Annotated in this window: 14 protein-coding genes; 10 read left to right on the top strand and 4 right to left on the bottom strand. The window is 47.4% G+C overall.

The window, feature by feature from the left end; translation table 11 throughout:
• Positions 1–134: 134 nt before the first annotated feature.
• Positions 135–962: a formate dehydrogenase accessory sulfurtransferase FdhD gene (locus tag VV1_RS12330; RefSeq protein ID WP_011080433.1), complete on the top strand. Its 828-nt coding sequence runs from the start codon at positions 135–137 to the stop codon at positions 960–962.
• Between the two features lie 126 nt (positions 963–1088).
• On the top strand, positions 1089–2951 hold the full coding sequence (locus VV1_RS12325) for a methyl-accepting chemotaxis protein (protein WP_011080432.1): 1863 nt from the start codon (positions 1089–1091) through the stop codon (positions 2949–2951).
• A 109-nt stretch (positions 2952–3060) separates the two neighbouring features.
• Here the strand turns inward: VV1_RS12325 and VV1_RS12320 are convergent, their stop codons facing one another.
• On the bottom strand, positions 3061–4653 hold the full coding sequence (locus VV1_RS12320; RefSeq protein ID WP_011080431.1) for an ABC-F family ATPase: 1593 nt from the start codon (positions 4651–4653) through the stop codon (positions 3061–3063).
• A gap of 223 nt (positions 4654–4876) precedes the next feature.
• Here VV1_RS12320 and VV1_RS12315 point away from each other — a divergent pair, with 223 nt between their 5' ends.
• Positions 4877–7222 carry an ATP-binding protein gene (locus VV1_RS12315; protein WP_039555168.1) on the top strand — a complete coding sequence of 782 codons (2346 nt, stop codon included), beginning with the start codon at positions 4877–4879 and terminating at the stop codon, positions 7220–7222.
• A 1-nt stretch (position 7223) separates the two neighbouring features.
• On the top strand, positions 7224–8105 hold the full coding sequence (locus VV1_RS12310) for a mechanosensitive ion channel family protein (RefSeq protein ID WP_011080429.1): 882 nt from the start codon (positions 7224–7226) through the stop codon (positions 8103–8105).
• A gap of 85 nt (positions 8106–8190) precedes the next feature.
• Here the strand turns inward: VV1_RS12310 and VV1_RS12305 are convergent, their stop codons facing one another.
• Both VV1_RS12305 and VV1_RS12300 read right to left on the bottom strand, forming a co-directional pair.
• Positions 8191–10224, bottom strand: coding sequence for a sensor histidine kinase (locus VV1_RS12305; protein ID WP_039553740.1), 2034 nt, complete (start codon positions 10222–10224; stop codon positions 8191–8193).
• Positions 10214–11668 (bottom strand): sigma-54-dependent transcriptional regulator, encoded by a 1455-nt coding sequence (locus VV1_RS12300; protein ID WP_011080427.1) that lies wholly within the window; start codon positions 11666–11668, stop codon positions 10214–10216. The genes VV1_RS12305 and VV1_RS12300 overlap by 11 nt, the downstream gene beginning before the upstream one ends.
• A gap of 314 nt (positions 11669–11982) precedes the next feature.
• On the opposite strand from VV1_RS12300, the gene VV1_RS12295 reads away from it, so the two are divergent.
• The 6 genes from VV1_RS12295 (at position 11983) to VV1_RS12270 (ending at position 16904) form a co-directional block, all read left to right on the top strand.
• Positions 11983–12801 carry an ABC transporter substrate-binding protein gene (locus VV1_RS12295; RefSeq protein ID WP_011080426.1) on the top strand — a complete coding sequence of 273 codons (819 nt, stop codon included), beginning with the start codon at positions 11983–11985 and terminating at the stop codon, positions 12799–12801.
• A gap of 6 nt (positions 12802–12807) precedes the next feature.
• A complete protein-coding gene (locus VV1_RS12290; RefSeq protein WP_011080425.1) occupies positions 12808–13506 on the top strand; it encodes an ABC transporter permease in 699 nt (232 codons plus the stop codon).
• A gap of 8 nt (positions 13507–13514) precedes the next feature.
• Positions 13515–14234: an energy-coupling factor ABC transporter ATP-binding protein gene (locus VV1_RS12285; protein ID WP_011080424.1), complete on the top strand. Its 720-nt coding sequence runs from the start codon at positions 13515–13517 to the stop codon at positions 14232–14234.
• Complete coding sequence (mobA, locus tag VV1_RS12280) at positions 14212–14799, top strand: molybdenum cofactor guanylyltransferase MobA (protein ID WP_011080423.1); 588 nt, start codon at positions 14212–14214, stop codon at positions 14797–14799. Before VV1_RS12285 ends, mobA begins: the two co-directional genes overlap by 23 nt.
• Complete coding sequence (locus tag VV1_RS12275) at positions 14796–16574, top strand: bifunctional molybdopterin-guanine dinucleotide biosynthesis adaptor protein MobB/molybdopterin molybdotransferase MoeA (protein WP_011080422.1); 1779 nt, start codon at positions 14796–14798, stop codon at positions 16572–16574. The genes mobA and VV1_RS12275 overlap by 4 nt, the downstream gene beginning before the upstream one ends.
• A gap of 63 nt (positions 16575–16637) precedes the next feature.
• The gene (locus VV1_RS12270; protein ID WP_011080421.1) at positions 16638–16904 is read left to right on the top strand and encodes a DUF2960 family protein; all 267 of its coding nucleotides are present in this window, start codon (positions 16638–16640) and stop codon (positions 16902–16904) included.
• Between the two features lie 94 nt (positions 16905–16998).
• On the opposite strand, the gene nagK is transcribed toward VV1_RS12270, so the two are convergent.
• Positions 16999–17910, bottom strand: a complete 912-nt coding sequence (nagK, locus tag VV1_RS12265) for an N-acetylglucosamine kinase (protein WP_011080420.1) — start codon at positions 17908–17910, stop codon at positions 16999–17001.
• Positions 17911–18070: the final 160 nt, after the last annotated feature.

Raw genomic sequence — 18070 nt, 5'->3', positions numbered from 1 at the left:
TGTTAGATGTGAGACGCCGTACGGTAGATGACATTGGAACGGTAATTGCTATTGAATTGATTTTGTTCCCCCGCCTTTGGCAAACGTGTTTCTTCGGTGATTCTTGATATCACCCATTCAAGCAGGAAAAAGAAGTGGTCAAACCCAACATTATTAAAACCAGTGAAAACCCTTTGCAAACCATTGAAGTGGAAGTATTCGATGAATATGGAGAGAAGTTAATTAAGCAAATTGCTTGTGAGCGCCCTTTAACCGTTCTTCTGAACTGGAAAGAAGTGGTGACGCTAATGACACTGGGCTCGAGACCTGAAGCACTCGTTTTGGGCTATCTCAAGAACCAAAGCTTCTTGTCGGAAGTTGATTCTCTTGAATCGGTGATCATCGATTGGGAAACCAACAGCGCAGCGGTAGTGACAAAAGAGAATGTAGAACACATTGAACAGGCTTTAAAAAAGAAAACTGTTACCTCAGGGTGTGGGCAAGGCACTATGTATGGCAACGTGATGAAACAACTAGAGCACTATCAAGTGCCCCAAGTGACACTTAAACAGTCGGATATTTACAAGACCTTAGAAGCGCTCACCCACTACAACGATACCTACAAAAAAGCAGGTGCAGTACACGGATGTGCGGTGTGCAAAGGCGATGAAGTTCGCTCGTTTGTCGAAGATGTTGGCCGTCACAACGCAGTGGATACGCTTGCCGGTGAAATGTGGTTAAACCAAGAATCGGGCGCGGATAAGATTTTCTATACCACAGGCCGTCTCACTTCAGAAATGGTGATCAAAGTGGCTCAAATGGGCATCCCTGTTTTGCTCTCTCGCTCTGGTGTCACGCAGATGGGTTTAGATTTAGCACGTCAATTTGGTATTACCACCATCGCACGAGCAAAAGGCTTGCGCTTTCAAGTCTTTACTGGTGGTGAAAACATCATTTTTGATGTCAAAGGTAAAGAGAGTTAAATCGCCTTACTTGCAAAACGCCTCCCATGCGCTATTAGTTGAGTATTCTCTGCAATAAATTTGAAACATAAATGAAACAAAAGCGGAGATGGGTTAACTACGTCACTGGCTAAATGGGAGGTATCCATGTCCGGATCACCTGTTCAAAAACGTTTTTTCTTTTCATTCTCTATCCGAGCCAAACTGCTGCTCATCAATGTGACTTTGCTGTTAGGCGTTGCCGCCTACGCGATTTATGAGAACAACAGCGCAAAGCATTTGTCCTCTTTGGAGCACGCCTCAACAGAAAACTTAAGCAGTTCCATTGATCTGTTGATGCTTCGCCGACACGAGAAAGATTATTTGGCTCGTCGCAGCGAAAAATACCTGACGAGTTTCGATAATACCTATTCTCAACTGCAACAGCGCATTGACCACTTATCAGACGTTCTTGCCAGTGAGTCGATTGCTATTGACGATCAACGTCAGCAAATTGTAACCACTCTATCTCAGTATCAAACTCAGTTTCATCAATTGGCCGCTCAGCTAGCAAGCATTGACGCGTTGCAAAGTGAGCTATTTGCTGCACGCAGCGTGCTCAAAACCAATGTACTCAGTGCTAATGATGGAGAGCTTACCGCGCAGTTTTTGCAGTTGCTTGACCACGACTTCACTTTTGTCACCGAACCAACGCAAGAATACAAGGTTGCGCTGCTCGAAGGGCTTCGCCAGTTTGCCAAGTTTGAAACCGATTTGTCTCCCGCTTTTACCGATTATTCCAACACCTTATCTCGATACGTCAGCGCGATCGAAACGCTTGGCTTAACTGCAAACGAAGGTCTAAGAGGCGCGTTGCGTAGCAATGTGCACAAAACCGAACAGGCGATTACCGATCTGCAAACCACCATTAAGCAAAGCGTTGAGCAAACTGCAGCGGATATTCGAAGCTACTTACAGTGGATGGGTGTGGCGATCGTTGCGCTGTTGTCGTCACTGCTCTACGTCATTGGCCGTAGTATTCTTTCGAGAATCAAAGCCATTAACCTCTTGATGGACGACATCGCAAATGGTAGCGGAGATTTGACGGTACGAATGAATGCAAAAGGCAGTGATGAGCTTGCGCAGTTATCGCGTTCATTTGACCTCTTTATAAGCCACCTACATGACAACATCAAACAGCTGGCGTCCGTGATGAGCGTTCTTGGCGAGAATTCATGCAGCTCAGAGCAAGCAGCGCAGAAAAGTATGCAAAACGCGCAGCAGCAGAAGTTAGAGTCCGAGTCTGTTGCAACAGCGGTGAATGAACTGGTGATGACGACCAATGAGATCACCGCCAATATTGAATCGGCTGCGCAAAATGCGCAACGAGTGAATACCGAAGCCGATAAAGCACTGCAACTCACCCACGCGACAGGTAAGCGAATTGATACGTTAGCCATCAGTATTGAAGAGTCGCAAGCGCAGATCCAAGCACTTGAAGCACAAAGCCGCGAAATCAATGCCGTTGTCTCTGCCATTCAAGGCATTGCAGAGCAAACCAACCTGTTGGCATTAAATGCCGCCATAGAAGCGGCGCGCGCTGGAGAAAGTGGCCGAGGGTTTGCTGTGGTCGCTGATGAAGTTCGTCAGCTCTCTCGCCTAACCAATGATTCCACCTTGCAAATTGAATCCACCGTACAAGCACTGACGAAAGGCATCACTCAAACAGTCAACAAAATGGCAGAGAGTGTCGATCAAGCTCGGACGACGAATGTGGATACGCGCCATGTGATCGAAGCGATTGAAGGCATCAGCACTCAAATCACCGAGATGTTTGATATGAACACGCAGATTGCGACCGCGTCAGAAGAGCAATCAATGGTATCAGCAGAAATTGACCGCAATATTACGCAAATTGCGCAGCTTGCGGGGGATACCTACGAGATCGTCTCTGGCTCTGTACGATGCAGCGAACAAGTGTCGGATGTTAGCCACAAGCTGGAAAAGATCGTTGCCCAATTTAAGTATTGAGCGCCCTAACCTACTTGCCGTCATCGACTGAGTGACGATAGGTAGTGGAAAAAGCAAAAGAGCCTCAGTGAGGCTCTTTGTTTGATCTTTTTAAGCACGCAACGCGAAATTAGCTTTCTACACCGCGTGATTTTAGGTACTCAGAGTAAGTGCCTTTGAAGTCGGTGATTTTGCCATCACGGATTTCAATGATGCGAGTTGCCAGTGAGTCTACGAATACGCGATCGTGCGAGACGAAGAACAATGTGCCTTTGTATTGCTCAAGCGCGTTGTTTAACGATTCGATCGATTCCATGTCCATGTGGTTGGTTGGTTCATCCATGAGCAGCATGTTTGGTTTGTGCATCATAAGCTTACCAAGCAGCATACGACCTTGCTCACCACCAGATAGGACTTTTACCGACTTCTTGATGTCGTCTTGACCAAACAGCATACGCCCTAGGAAACCACGAACCACTTGCTCGTCGTCGCCCTCTTGACGCCATTGGCCCATCCACTCCATTAGGTTTAGGTCTTCTGCAAACTCATGTGCGTGGTCTTGCGCGTAGTAGCCGATGTTGGCGTTCTCAGACCATTTGAATTCACCAGTGCGTGGCTCGAGTACACCCGCCAGCGTGTTTAGAAGAGTTGTTTTACCCACACCGTTCTCACCGATGATCGCAACACGCTCACCCACTTCAAAAATCGCGTTGAAGTCTGAGAACAAGTCATCTTCAAAACCTTGGCTTAGGTTTTCAACAATCAAAGCGTTACGGAACAGCTCTTTTGACTGTTCGAAACGAATGAATGGGTTTTGACGGCTAGATGCTTTGACTTCATCCAGTTTGATCTTGTCGATTTGCTTCGCACGAGAGGTCGCTTGTTTTGCTTTTGATGCGTTGGCAGAGAAACGCGCTACGAAGGTTTGTAGCTCAGCAATCTGCGCTTTCTTCTTCGCATTATCGCTGAGTAGACGCTCACGAGCTTGTGACGCCGCGGTCATGTACTCGTCGTAGTTACCTGGGTAAACACGCAGCTCACCGTAATCCAAGTCCGCCATGTGGGTACACACAGAGTTTAGGAAGTGACGGTCGTGCGAGATGATGATCATGGTGCAGTTACGCGCGTTTAGCGTGTCTTCCAACCAACGGATTGTATCCATATCCAAGTTGTTGGTTGGTTCGTCAAGCAGCATGATGTCTGGGTCGGCGAATAGAATCTGAGCTAGAAGCACACGCAGTTTCCAACCTGGCGCCACGCTGCTCATTAGGCCGTAATGCTGTTCCATTGGAATACCTACAGCAAGAAGAAGCTCACCCGCTTTCGCTTCTGCCATGTAGCCATCCATTTCCGCGAACTCGACTTCAAGATCCGCAACACGCATGCCGTCCTCTTCGCTCATTTCTGGCAGCGAGTAAATACGATCACGCTCTTGCTTCACTTTCCACAGTTCTTTGTGACCCATTATAACGGTGTCGATAACCGTGAACTCTTCGTAAGCAAACTGATCCTGATTCAGTTTTGCAACACGTTCATTTGGGTCATAGCTGACGTTACCACTCGTTGGTTCAAGCTCACCACTGAGGATTTTCATAAAGGTTGATTTACCACAACCATTTGCCCCAATTAGACCATAGCGATTGCCTTCGCCAAATTTAACTGAGATGTTTTCAAACAGTGGCTTAGCGCCAAATTGTTGAGTGATATTCGCTGTAGAAATCAAAGCTTTTACCTTAGTGAGTCAGTAACAAATAGAAAAAACTGCGCAACGTTACTTGTTCACGCCCCAGAGTGCAAGCTTTGATTTTTATGACTGAAATCACAAAACATTGACATTTGAAACGTGAATATGGATAAAGTTTCACAGCAAATTTCTATTTGTCTGAATTATGAACAGTTTTTGAGACTACAATCTCTTCGTTATGTCTAAAGATTACGATCAACTTATGCCAAAAATATTACGTCTATTCGTTTGTTTTACCCTGCTGTTTGCGCCTGCATCCTTTGCCCAATGGCAATATGCTGCACAGACACCACCTCAGATCAACGCCCAAGCACTCAGCGTTGAGTCTGATTTAGCCCGATTGCCTGACCCGCTCTTTATGAGCGCCAAAGATCAGGTGAAGGTGAATCAAATGCTCACCGCTGTTATCGCCATGCAAAAGTCTGAAGGTGACGCCTTCAAACGTTTGCTCGAGCAATATCGCCAAACGCCGACAGCTGAGCATTGGCAAACGGTAGAGAATCAATACCTCACCCTCAATAGCTTAGGCAGTAGCAAGGCCAAGCTGTTGCAATTGACAGATAGCGCGACCAAAGAGCAGTTGACGGGGTTTGGCCCTTATGGCGTGACGCAGTTTCGCCAAGAGCTGATACTGACGAAGTTGAATCTCGAGTATTTGGTCCATTTTCAGATAAGAAGCTTTCGCGCTCTGATTAAAAATACCTTTATTTCCCCAGTGCCTGTTATTTGGACCGGGTTGAAAGTGTTTGCCGTGTACTTGCTGTTGGTGTGGTGGATGGCGAACAGCAAACGCATCATCACGTTGTTTCGTGAAAGCCAGCTTGATAACAACAACGCGCCGACTCTTTGGGTGCGTTTGATTTGGTACTTCAGCCGCGCAAACCGCGCTATTGCTTGGTTAGTGGCGATTACGCTTTCTTTGCGTATTTTGGCCGAGTTGCCGAGTTTGCAACATCTGGTGTATCTAGAGATCTTCACTTGGTGGATCTTAGGCGGTTCCATCGCCATTAGCTTTATTCTTGAATTTGCTTATCGCAATAGCCGCAGTTCCAGTAAAGACGTGGTGGCGCTTCGCCTTGCCACGATTCGACGTTATGTGTGGAGTGCGATTGTTGCTGGCGTGATTTTACAAATCTCCGTTCGTACTCTTGGTAAAGGGACCATTTACTATTGGATCTACAGCGCACTGTACTTCTGGTTCGTTCTGGTCACTGTATCCGTTTTGCGTCTGTGGCGTAAAAAAGTGTTTGAAGTGGTTGATCGCATCACGGAGCGTCCAGTCTGGGTACAGTGGGCAATCAAACGCCAAGATAGCTTTATTCTCAATATTCCAGCAACCGCAATCTCGGCGGTATGGCTGATTAGCCATCACTTTAAACATCGCATTATTGCGACTCTCTCAAACTACACCATGTTCAGTCAGGCACTGGCTTACCTCTTCCGTATCGAAGTGGCTAAGCAAACCAGCAACCGAGACGGCAACGACTCACTGGTGCGCATTCGTGGTGATGCGGCATTTCAATATGTGTTGCCTCCGCAGCAAGACAGCGAGTGGATTGACTACGCCAGTGACGAAATTCAAAACCTCTCTCGCTATTTGTTGACCGATAGCCCCGCGATTTGTGTGTTGTCAGGTGAGCGTGGTGTGGGTACCACATCGGTATTGAAGAAAATACTTGGCAAAGTGAAAAACGCCACGCCGCTTTACCTTAACTGCCCTTACGATGGTTACCCAGAGCTGTTGAAACAGTTGGCGACAGGATTAGGGTTGGCAGAAGAGTCGACAGAAGTGCAAATTTTAGCGTTCTTGCGTAAAAGTGAAACGCCGTATCTCATCGCAGTTGATAACGCACAACGTTTGGTGAAGCCCATGGTTGGTGGTTTAGCCGGACTGATGAAGCTGACGAACCTGCTGCGCCGATCTAAACAAAATCACCGCGTTGTGATGGCGATTGAGAAAGCAAGCTGGCGTTTTGTCGATCGCGCTCGTGGCGAGCGACTGCTGTTTGATTGGGTCTCCTTTTTGCCTCGTTGGAATGAAAAACAGATCTCTGCCTTACTCGATAGCCGCGTAAATCAGGATATTGAAAATCCGCTGAGCTTTGATGGCCTTGTGGTGCCTAAGCAGTGGGATCAAGAAGAGACTTCTGAGGAAGAACGAGCCAAACAAGGCTTCTACCGAATTTTGTGGCACTACTCCGATGGTAACCCAACAGTGGCGCTGCGATTCTTCCGCTTGTCGTTAAGACGCAATAAAGAGTCTGATAGTGTCGTGGTGCGCTTGTTCCATGCGCCGGAATCCAAAGAGTTGGAGCAGATGCCTAAACCGATGCTGGCGGTGTTACGTTCAATTGTACAGCTTGAAGTGGCCTCTCCCGAAGAGCTCTCCGAGTGTACTCAGCTCAGCATCGCTGAAGTGATTGGTACACTTCGTTTCTTTGAAAGCCGTGGCTTTATTGCTTGGAATGAGGATAAAGCTCGCGTCTCGGACCATTGGTTCCGCTACATTACCAACGTTCTCGATCGTCAACATTTGCTGGTGAAGTAATATGAATAAGAAACTCTACGCGCTATTCGCCGCGGCTTTGATCTCGGCACCGGCCTTCGCGACGGAAGAAATCGCCAATATGGAAAACATTCAGCAATTTGCCAGCTTGATCCGCTGGAGCGGTGTGTTCTTCTCTGTCATCATCATCGCCATTACTTGGCTACTGTTGAAGTTCATGAATTCAATGGTAGAGAGCATTGGCGGCCAGTTTGCGCAGTATCGAATGCTGTTGCAGAAAACCCAATCGTTCTTACAGTTCTTCATCTACTTAACCGCTGGCCTTGTGGTGTTTATGATGAGCTTTCGCATCAACGACCATATCTTAGCCTTAATTGGTGGTACGTTGGCGGTGTCGGTTGGTTTTGCGTTGAAAGACTTGGCCGCGTCTTTTATTGCCGGATTGACGGTGATGATTGATCGCCCGTTTCAGGTGGGTGACCGCGTCACGTTCGAAGGCAACTATGGTGACATCATCGCGATTGGCCTTCGTTCTGTGCGAATGAGAACACTGACCGATGACATCATTACCATTCCGAACAACAAGTTTCTCAATGAAGTGACGGTCAGTGGAAACTATGGCGCACTCGACATGCAGGTGGTGATCCCCTTCTATGTCGGTATGGATGAAGATATTGTGCTCGCGCGTGAGTTGATTCAGGAAGCGGCTTCGTCTAGCCGTTACATCCACCTGCCGAAACCGGTGGTGGTACTGGTGAAACAGACGATCACGGACAACTATTTGGCTATCCAGTTAACCTGCAAAGCCTACGTGGTGGATACTGCTTATGAAAAACTGTTTGAATCCGACATTACTTTGCGTGTAATGAAAGAGTTTAAGAAACACGGCATCAAACCACCGAGAATTGCATTCAGCGGTCAATAAGCTGTGTTCAACAAGCATCAAAAACCCCTCAAGCAAAAAGCTCTGTCGATACGACAGAGCTTTTTCTTTATGCTCATCCACACAATTATTGAATCAGCAAGGTATCACGCAGTTTGGCTTCGTTCTTTCTTGGGAGATAGACGCTAAACGTGCTGCCAATCCCCAGTTGTGAACGCACTTTGATCTCCCCGCCTGATTGGCTAAGCAAACTCTGGCTAACAGAAAGACCAAGGCCGGTTCCATCACGCTTGGTGGTGTAAAACGGGTCAAATATTCGGCTCAGTTTTTCGGGCTTAATGCCGCAACCTTGATCTTCAATGTGGATGACCGCACCCACGCTTTCCCCTTCTTCCAACCAATCTTCACTGGTGATGCTCAATCGCCCTTCACCGTTCATTGCATGGATGGCGTTCATTTGTAAGTTAACCAAAATCTGTAACAGTTGATGGCGATTCACTTCAACGGACGTATGCGCATTGAGCTCAGTAACGAATTCGATGGTGCGTTTTTTAGAGCCAGTTTTGACCAAGGTAATGCTCTCTTCGATGATAGGATTGACATGCTGCCAAATGATCTCATCTTGCACCCCGCCCTGTCGGCTGTATTGCAGCAAACTTCGCGTGATGTTACGAATTCGGTCGATCTGCGCCATCACCGTTTCTATCTCTTCCTCTACGCGCGCGGCATCTTCACCGAGCTCAAAACGAATCAACTCGACGTTACCCAGTATCACGGCGGTTGGGTTGTTAATCTCATGGGCGATACCCGCGGTTAACTCGCCCAAGGCCGCCAGCTTTTCATTGACGACCAGTTTGTCGCGAGTTTGATTGAGTAATCGAATGTGGTGCTCAAGCTGCTCGGTTTTTTCATTGAGGCTGGCTGTGCGATCCAACACTTTTTGCTCCAGTTCATTGGCCGCTTGTTTGATTTGCTCTTCACGCGTTTTGAGCAGATCGAGCATGTTGTCAAACTGTTTGGCCAATTGCGCCAGCTCGTGGTTTTCATCTAGCCCTAACGCACCAATCCGCTTGTCTTTGCCCAGTTGCACCAATTTCACCACTTTATGAATGCGTTCAATAGGACGGAAAAGATCCCGCGAGCCTCTATAAACCAAAAGCCCAGAGACCACCAGCAAGGTTAAGGTAATAACGCTGATTTCCACTATGTTGGTAAGATACGCTTTAACAAATGGCCACATCAAATAGCCGGTGTAGAGCATGCCGATGGTGTTGTTGTATTGGTCGCGAATGGGTTGATAGGCGGTGATATACCAAGCGTCATACACAAAGGCGCGATTAACCCAACGCTCTCCTTGCTGCAATACCGATTTATGCACTTCACCAGAAACCCGAGTACCGATCGCACGGCCAATCTGATCTTCGCTGTCTAGTGGTACATTGGTGCTGACGCGGAGATCTTCCATAAACAGCGTCACGGTACCGATCGGCCTGAGAGAATCCTCATCTCCGATGTAAATCAAGTCGCGGATTTGGTCGACGAGCACGGTGCTGTTGTTAAGTAGTAACCCGCCATCTAGAAAACCAATCAGATCATTACTTTGGTTAAACACTGGAATCACAGTGCGGCTGATGAGGCCACGCGTTTCAATTTTGCCCGTTTTTAAAATCGGCACTTCGGCGCGCTTGGCCAAGTCTGGATCAAGACGTTGTAACTCCGTTTCGCTCAACACATCAAAAAAGGATTCTCGTTTGGTTAAATCGAGAAAACGAAATTTTTGCTCTATGGTGTCGACACGATGAAAAGCGAGAAAATCGAGCTGATATTGCTTTTTCTGTTTATGTACCCATTGCTGAAGATCGTCTTGATCCATTGGCTGATTGATACGAGTGCGAAACTGATAGCTTTCAGCAAAGGCTTTAACGTAATTAGCCTGCTTCTGTTGCAATAGCGTAATGCTGTTATTGGCAACCCCAAGGCGTTCAGAAACATCAATCAGTGCACTGCTCCAAGTGTAATGGATCGACCAATAGACAGAGATGCCAATCAGTGCAATCAAGGTGAGGAAAATCGGCGCTGAGGTTAGAAACAGCAACCGATAGCGCACCATACTTTTAAAGCGATAGCGCCAAGTTGACCAAAGTGTTTGATCACTCTGCATAATCCGCTTCCTCGGTTTCCCACTCTTTGTATTTGCGCTCCAACGTTTTGCGTGCCACGCCAAGATCACGCGATGCCGCCGATTTATTGCCATCGTAATAGTGCACCACTTGTTGGATATGGGCCTTTTCCACCTCTTTTAATGTCCAATCATTGGGGTAGCCAACACCGGTGAATTCTTTCTTCCCTTCTTTAAAAGTTGGCACTTCAGCACTGTGAGAAACGGTGATTGAAACGTTTGGCAGGTTCATAGATCCATTCAGTTCACGCCAGTAATGCGCTGGTGGTTTGCCAAGGAGAATACAACGTTCAATCAGATTGCGTAGCTCACGTACGTTACCTGGCCAGCTGTAATCATGCATGGCTTCGATGTCTTCATGCGCCCATTGCGGGGCAGACATAGCAAGCTCGCTTGAGAGCTGTTTAGTGAAGAATGGCACCAACTCTTGCAAATCGGCCTTTCTTTCTCGCAGCGGCGGTACTTCAATTTTCAGCACGTTGAGTCGGTAATAGAGATCTTTACGAAAGCGCCCTTTTTCGACTTCTTGCTGTAAATCGCGATTGGTTGCCGCGACCACGCGTACATCGACTGGAATTTCTTTTTCACTACCAACAGGGCGAATACTGCGTTGCTCTAGCACTCGCAACAAAGACGATTGCATCGCCAGTGGCATCTCACCAATCTCATCGAGGAATAATGTGCCGCCGATGGCAACGCGGAAAAGCCCTTCACGTGCTTTTTTCGCCCCCGTAAACGCGCCGGAAGTATGACCAAACAGCTCACTTTCCAACAGTTCAGGAGCAATCGCGCCACAGTTTAATGGCACAAAAGGACCGGTTCTACCGCTGGCCAGATGAACACCACGAGCCACCAGTTCTTTACCAGTGCCAGACTCCCCTTCAATCAGCACACACGCTTTTGACGGGGCAAACTGTGTAACCATGTGCTTTAGCTGGCGGGTTTTGTCGGAGTTCCCAACCATTTCAGAAATATGATTGCGTTGATAATCTCGTTTGAGCGCATATTGCATGCGTGCATTAAGGCGACGATCCATACAGCGTTTTACCGCTTGCAGCATCTGATCGAGATTAAACGGCTTAAGAATAAAATCCGTCGCGCCCAGTTTCAGCGCTGTAATGGCGGTTTCGAGATCGGCATATCCGGTCATAAAGATGACATCGGCTTTTCGCTCGGGATCATTGAAGGCTTCTTCCCATTCGATGCCCGAACGCCCGGGCAAATTGATGTCGAGAACAATTAGGTCGTAATGGTTGGTCACTCTGAGCTTTTCAGCCTGTTCGATACTGCCTACCGCATCCACTTTTGAAAACCATTTACCCAGCGCTTTTTTCAAAATGGCCTGCATGCCGACTTCATCATCGACGACTAACACGGAAAACGCTTGGTATTGAGATACGGAGTTGGGATCCAATTGAATAGACATACTTTCCTCGAGACAGAATGACGTATAGGACATAGTGTACCAATGAATCATTAAATCTCCTTATAAAATGTGCGACATTTTGTCTCACATCAAACTATTGACTGTTTAACTGCATGATATAAAGCTTATTTTCTCAATTTAGTGCTGGTGTTTTGTTGGCATCTTGTTTGCAATAGGACTATATGCAATTGCAAACTGATATCCAACAGCGCTAGCCGATGAGGTTTGACCGAGTGGTGACGCGGTTTGTGTGTCAGTGTGCTTAACTGCAACGGCCTATTTGCCCAAGAATGATTTGAAGGAATAAAAATACAATGAACAAAGTAGCTCTTACTTTGGCGGCAACGTCGATTACGCTGGTGAGTTTCTCCTCTTTCTCTGCCGATGATGTTCACCGTGTGCGTTTGGCAACCACGACCAGTACTTATCACTCTGGCCTGCTTGATTACCTACTGCCTGAATTCGAAAAAGACACCGGTTATAAAGTGGATGTGCTGGCCGCAGGGACAGGTAAATCACTGAAAATGGGTGAAAATGGCGATGTGGATTTGGTGATGACGCATGCTCCGAAAGCCGAAGCGACCTTTGTCGAAAAAGGCTACGGAGTGTTACCTCGCAAGCTAATGTACAACGACTTTATCGTCGTGGGACCAAAAGCAGATCCAGCGAAAGTTGCTCAAGACAACAGCGTACTTGAGGTGTTTAAAGCCATCGCGGACAACAATGTCACCTTTATCTCACGTGGCGATGATTCGGGTACGCACAAGAAAGAACTGGGTATTTGGGCTCAAACCAAGATGGAACCCAACTTCGGCGGCTATCGCTCAGTGGGTCAAGGTATGGGGCCAACGCTGAACATGGCGTCAGAAATGCAAGGTTACACGTTAACAGACCGTGGCACTTGGCTGGCTTACAACAACAAGTTGGATCTTGCGGTACTGTTCGAAGGTGATCAAAAACTCTTCAACCCGTACCAAGTGATTTTGGTCAATCCAGAGCGCTACCCGAGCATCAATTATCAGGGCGCCAAAGCATTCAGTGACTGGTTGGTCAATCCTCGTGGTCAAGAGCTGATCAACAGCTTCCGCTTAAATGGCAAGCAACTGTTTGTGGCAAATGCAGATCAGAAGTAGTCATCAATGAGCCTTTGGCAAACAACACAAGAGGCTTTTGCCTTACTGTTTAGCTTAGACAAAGAACTATGGGAGATCGTTGCGGTCTCCTTTAGCGTTTCTCTTACTGCCATATTGTTGGTGCTGTTGCCTGCGACTTTTTTGTCTTTTCTCCTCGCCTACACCAATTTTCGCGGCAAGTGGCTGTTGGTTTCATTTGTGAACACGTTGCAATCGGTACCCACGGTGGTGATTGGTTTGCTGCTTTACATGTTCCTCTCGCGATCAGGTCCGCTCGGTGACTGGCAGATGCTGTTCACCCAAAAAGCGATGATCCTCGGGCAAATGCTGATTTGTTTTCCTGTGTTGGTTTCGATGATGTATGGCGCGTTGCAATCGAGCGATCGCCGCGCGTTAGAAACCGCATTAACCCTTGGTGTGTCTCTGCCAAGATTAAGTGGGACGATGATTTGGGAAACCCGTTTTCCTCTTATGGCGGCCACCATTACCGGTTTTTCTCGAATTGTGACCGAAGTGGGTTGTTCAATGATGGTTGGTGGGAACATTATGGGTTTGACGCGAAACATCCCCACCGCGATTTCAATGGAGAGCCACAAGGGCGCCTTTGCTCAAGGTGTTGCGCTTGGTATTGTGCTGCTCACCTTGGCACTCGTGTTGAATTTTTTGCTGTCGAGTATGCGTGGCAAAGGCTATTTGCGAACTTAGGAAGTGATATGACGATTAAAATTACCGCTCGAGATCTTTCCATGCGCTTTAAAGAGCGAGTGCTGTTTCACATTCCTCAACTTCAAATCGGCCCTAACGATGCCATTTACCTCAAGGGGGACAATGGTGTAGGCAAAACGACCTTGTTGAAGATCTTGGCTGGTTTGGTGCATCCGACGAGCGGTAAAGTGTGTGCGCAAAATAATGGCTGGCTTCGCCACTGGTTTCCTTCATTGGGCCGTCGTGATGTTGTTTATCTTCATCAGTCCCCTTATCTTTTTGATGGTTCCGTCTATGAAAATGTCCTTTACGGCATCAAATATGATGGTGGCAGCACAAAGGAGAAACGAGCCGAAGTGATTCACGCGCTGCGTATGGTAGGCTTAGAAACCTTAGCCGATGAGCATGTGTCTGTGCTGTCTGGTGGTGAGCGTCAACGGGTTGCGATGGCCAGGGCTTGGATCCTAAAACCTTCAATCTTGCTGATGGATGAACCCAGCGCGTCGGTTGATCAAGAGTCGATCGAGCGTTTAGTGGTGTTAGCGCAAGATTTATTAGCGAGAGGTTCCAGCATTGTGGTCACGAGCCATCAAACCAACGCGCTTACCGATTTGTGTAAAAAACAGTGGTGGATCAAAAACAATACTCTGGTAGAGTCGCCACTCTTGTATGTCATTACAAAAGAGTTATCCCAAGAGAATACCTATGCTACAACCAACACTCACTAGTTGGGTTATTTTAGCTGGCGGCCAAGCTAGCCGAATGGGCGGTAAAGACAAAGGCTTAATCGCCTTAAATAATAAGCCGTTGATTGAGTACGTCATTGACCGGCTAACGCCGCAAACTTCAAACATTCTGATCAATGCCAACCGCAATCAGGATGATTACCAACAATATGGTCCCGTGTTTGGCGATCATTTTCAAAATTTCCCTGGTCCTATGGGCGGCATTCATGCCGGATTACTGCACGCGAGTACCGATTGGGTTGGTTTTGTTCCTTGTGACTGCCCCCGTATCAATGAAGACTTGGTGGAGCGCTTTTGTCGTGCTGTGACGGATGAAACCGACATTTTGGTTGCCCATGATGGCAATCATCAGCAACCTGTTTTTACCCTGTATCACAAACGTGTTTTGCCTAAACTGACGGCGTTTTTAGAACGCGGTGACCGTAAAATCATCTTACTCTACAAAGAGTGTCACACACAGTATGTGGATTTTAGTGATTCTCCAGACTGTTTCGTCAACCTCAACACGCCTGAAGAACTCACCCAATTTGGACAACTAGAATCATGAGAAACACCATCACTTTGCCTTTACTTGGCTTTGCTGCTTATTCAGGCACAGGAAAAACCACCCTACTGGAAGCCTTGTTGCCAAAATTGACCGCAGCAGGTCTGCGAATTGGGTTACTGAAACACGCTCATCATGATTTTGACGTCGATAAACCAGGTAAAGACAGCTACCGCTTACGCAAAGCGGGTGCCTCACAAATGCTGATTGCTTCGAGAAATCGTTTTGCCTTGATGACAGAAACCCCTGAGGCTGAATCGGAATTTGATTACCTGCTTAGCCGCTTTGATCAGCAAACGATTGACGTCATTTTGGTCGAAGGCTGCAAGAACATTGCGTTTCCCAAAATCGAATTGCATCGTGAAGAAGTCGGAAAACCGTGGTTGTACCCTAATGATGAGAACATTATTGCCATCGCTTCAGACAGTGGCCCGTTAGAAAGCGCACTGCCCCAACTCAACATCAATGATCTGGATGCGATTTGCCAATTTGTCCTCGATTATGTTCACCAACATCAGCAAGTGGCCACGCAAAATGCACCTGCCGCATGTTGCGATACGCTTTCTCCGGCGTTTCTTTCTGTTGCCCAAGGGCAAGAGAAAATTCTCTCCCTCGTCTCTACTGTGGGTGATATTGAATCGTGCCCGATACAACACACCTATGGGCGCGTGCTGGCTCACGACGTGATTTCTCCGGTGAATGTACCGCAATACACCAACTCAGCGATGGATGGATACGCCATTCGAAGTGATGACTTACAGCGAGAAAGTTACCAGATCGTGGCTGAAGTGCTGGCCGGTTACCACTACGAACACCTGTTAGAATTGGGGCAAGCGGTCAAAATCATGACCGGTGCGCCAACGCCCATCAACGGAGATACGGTGGTCATGCGTGAGCAAGCGCATCAAGACGGTGACAAGGTCACTTTCAATGGTGCCAACATCAAAGCCGGACAAAACGTACGCCAAGCGGGTGAAGACTTAACCATCGGCAGTAGCGTGTTTACCGCAGGGACTCGCCTCGCCTCACCTGAAATGGGCATGATGGCTTCTCTTGGTTTTGCACAAGCCAATGTATTACGTAAGTTGAAAGTGGCAGTCTTCTCCACCGGCGACGAAGTTCAAGCGCCTGGTACAGAACAGAAAGCGAACTCTATCTACGATTCAAACCGTTTTACCATTATGGGCATGCTTGAGAAGCTCGGCTGTGACATCTTGGACTTCGGCATTCTAGAAGACAACGAGCAATCGATGATCGACGCACTAGAAAGCGCAGCGCAGCAAGCGGATGTGGTCATTACTTCGGGTGGCGTGTCCGTTGGCGATGCCGACTACATCAAACTGGCTCTCGACAAGCTCGGACAAATTGATTTCTGGCGCATCAATATGCGTCCTGGGCGCCCATTAGCATTTGGTCAGATCAATGAAAAACCGTTTTTTGGCCTGCCGGGCAACCCTGTTGCCGTGATGGTATCATTCATCAACTTTGTTGAGCCTGCGGTACGTAAAATGCAAGGCGAGCTAGGCTGGAAGCCATTGAAAGTCAGTGCGATTGCCAAAGAAGATTTGCGTTCTCGCCAAGGCCGCACGGAGTTTAGCCGTGGTGTCTATGAATTGGATGAAACTGGCCGCCTAACCGTTCGCACGACTGGGAAACAAGGCTCTGGCATTTTGCGTTCGATGAGTGAAGCCAACTGCTTGATTGAAATTTCTCCCGCGGTGGATAGCGTAAAAACGGGAGAAAGCGTGACAATTATTCCACTTCAAGGCAGAATCTAGCCCTGTTGTTGTTAGAAACAGATACAAGGTCAGCGCGTCTGGCCTTTTATTTTGAGAGATTTCATGATTCGTACCATTATTTACACCTATAAAGGTGTTGAAAAAACTTTGCCATTTTCTTACGAAAAACACCGTAATATTCATGAAGCGGTTGCAGAAGCGGAAGGAATTGATATTCGCGACTATCTGAAAATGGAACAGCAAATTGAAGCGATTTCTGATACGAAAGCCGTGCGCAACTACCGTGACAATCACTTTAAAAAGCTTGGCTTTGGCGTGATCACGATGAAACAGAAAGAGAACCTAGGCGTAGGTAAGAAGAATAAGTAGTTCGCTTTGCTTGCGTATTTCCCGTGATGGAATGGGTCTAAAAGAAAAGGCTTGCATGATGCAAGCCTTTTTCATCAAGGTTTTTTGCAGCGCATTAGCCTTTGATGTTCAAGAACGCTGCACCACGTACACCGCCTGAATCGCCGTGTTTTGCTTTGATGATCTTAGGACACTTAGCGACAGAAAGCAGATACTTAGGCACACGCTTTGGCATCTCTTCATAAATCAGTTCAAAGTTCGACAAGCCACCACCGAGAGCAACAACGTGTGGGTCATTCGCGGTGAAGATGTTACCAAAACAGATCGCAAGAAGTTCCATAAAACGTTCGACATGCTCAGCAGCTTTCTCATCGCCTGCTGCGTTGGCCTTGATGATGTCGATGGCTTTCTTCTCTTCACCGTAGTAATGCGCGTAAAGTAATTCAAAACCACGGCCAGAAAGGTAACTGTCTAAACAGCCTTTTTTACCACAGCCACAACCTAGCAGCGGCGCGTTGTCGCCTAAATGGAACCATGCATCCAATGGCAAGCGCATGTGACCAAGCTCACCAGCAACGTTATTGCGACCTGAGAAGACTTTGCCTTCGTAGATCAAACCGCCACCAAAGCCCGTACCTAAGATCAACCCCATCACTGATGGCGCGTCTTGCAATTCTTCATCCCATGCTTCAGAGAGTGCAAAACAGTTCGCATCGTTTTCAATTTTTACGCTACGACCAATTTTGGCTTCCAGATCCGCACGTAACGGCTTGCCTTTTGCCGCAGGTACGTTAACCGTCAGTACCGTTGCATCGTCAGCGTCTTCCATGCCTGGTAAACCAAGGCCAATTTTGCCTTCACAAGCGAACTCTTGGTCATATTTTGCGACAAGACCTGCGATGGTTTCTAACAATAACGGATAATCGTCGGTTGGTGTCGGAACACGCTCTGTTGCCACGCGCTCTAGTTTTTCGTTAAACGCACCAAATTCGATTTTAGTGCCACCAACATCAAAGCCGTAATACATGAATTTCTCTCCTGAAATTGCTGCATGGAGCCAAAAATGAGCCCCTAAAATAAGCGTAAATTATAAAAACTAGCGCCATTATCCATATCTCTACGCCTGCAAACCGTGACACAGGCAGGATTTATCTTTTCATGACTTCTGTTTGCGCAAGTTGCCAGCA

This window comes from Vibrio vulnificus CMCP6 (genome assembly GCF_000039765.1).
In the GTDB taxonomy this organism is placed as follows: domain Bacteria; phylum Pseudomonadota; class Gammaproteobacteria; order Enterobacterales; family Vibrionaceae; genus Vibrio; species Vibrio vulnificus_B.
Note: the sequence above shows the minus strand (reverse complement) of the source record. Positions and strands in the feature narration are given on the sequence as shown.

Bases quoted from the DNA above. Each gene is read 5' to 3' on its own strand.
- VV1_RS12305 (WP_039553740.1), bottom strand. From the start codon at position 10,224: ATGCAGAGTGATCAAACACTTTGGTCAACTTGGCGCTATCGCTTTAAA.
- VV1_RS12295 (WP_011080426.1), top strand. From the start codon at position 11,983: ATGAACAAAGTAGCTCTTACTTTGGCGGCAACGTCGATTACGCTGGTG.
- VV1_RS12270 (WP_011080421.1), top strand. From the start codon at position 16,638: ATGATTCGTACCATTATTTACACCTATAAAGGTGTTGAAAAAACTTTG.
- VV1_RS12310 (WP_011080429.1), top strand. From the start codon at position 7,224: ATGAATAAGAAACTCTACGCGCTATTCGCCGCGGCTTTGATCTCGGCA.
- VV1_RS12275 (WP_011080422.1), top strand. From the start codon at position 14,796: ATGAGAAACACCATCACTTTGCCTTTACTTGGCTTTGCTGCTTATTCA.
- nagK (WP_011080420.1), bottom strand. From the start codon at position 17,910: ATGTATTACGGCTTTGATGTTGGTGGCACTAAAATCGAATTTGGTGCG.
- VV1_RS12300 (WP_011080427.1), bottom strand. From the start codon at position 11,668: ATGTCTATTCAATTGGATCCCAACTCCGTATCTCAATACCAAGCGTTT.
- VV1_RS12285 (WP_011080424.1), top strand. From the start codon at position 13,515: ATGACGATTAAAATTACCGCTCGAGATCTTTCCATGCGCTTTAAAGAG.
- VV1_RS12315 (WP_039555168.1), top strand. From the start codon at position 4,877: ATGCCAAAAATATTACGTCTATTCGTTTGTTTTACCCTGCTGTTTGCG.
- mobA (WP_011080423.1), top strand. From the start codon at position 14,212: ATGCTACAACCAACACTCACTAGTTGGGTTATTTTAGCTGGCGGCCAA.
- VV1_RS12325 (WP_011080432.1), top strand. From the start codon at position 1,089: ATGTCCGGATCACCTGTTCAAAAACGTTTTTTCTTTTCATTCTCTATC.
- VV1_RS12290 (WP_011080425.1), top strand. From the start codon at position 12,808: ATGAGCCTTTGGCAAACAACACAAGAGGCTTTTGCCTTACTGTTTAGC.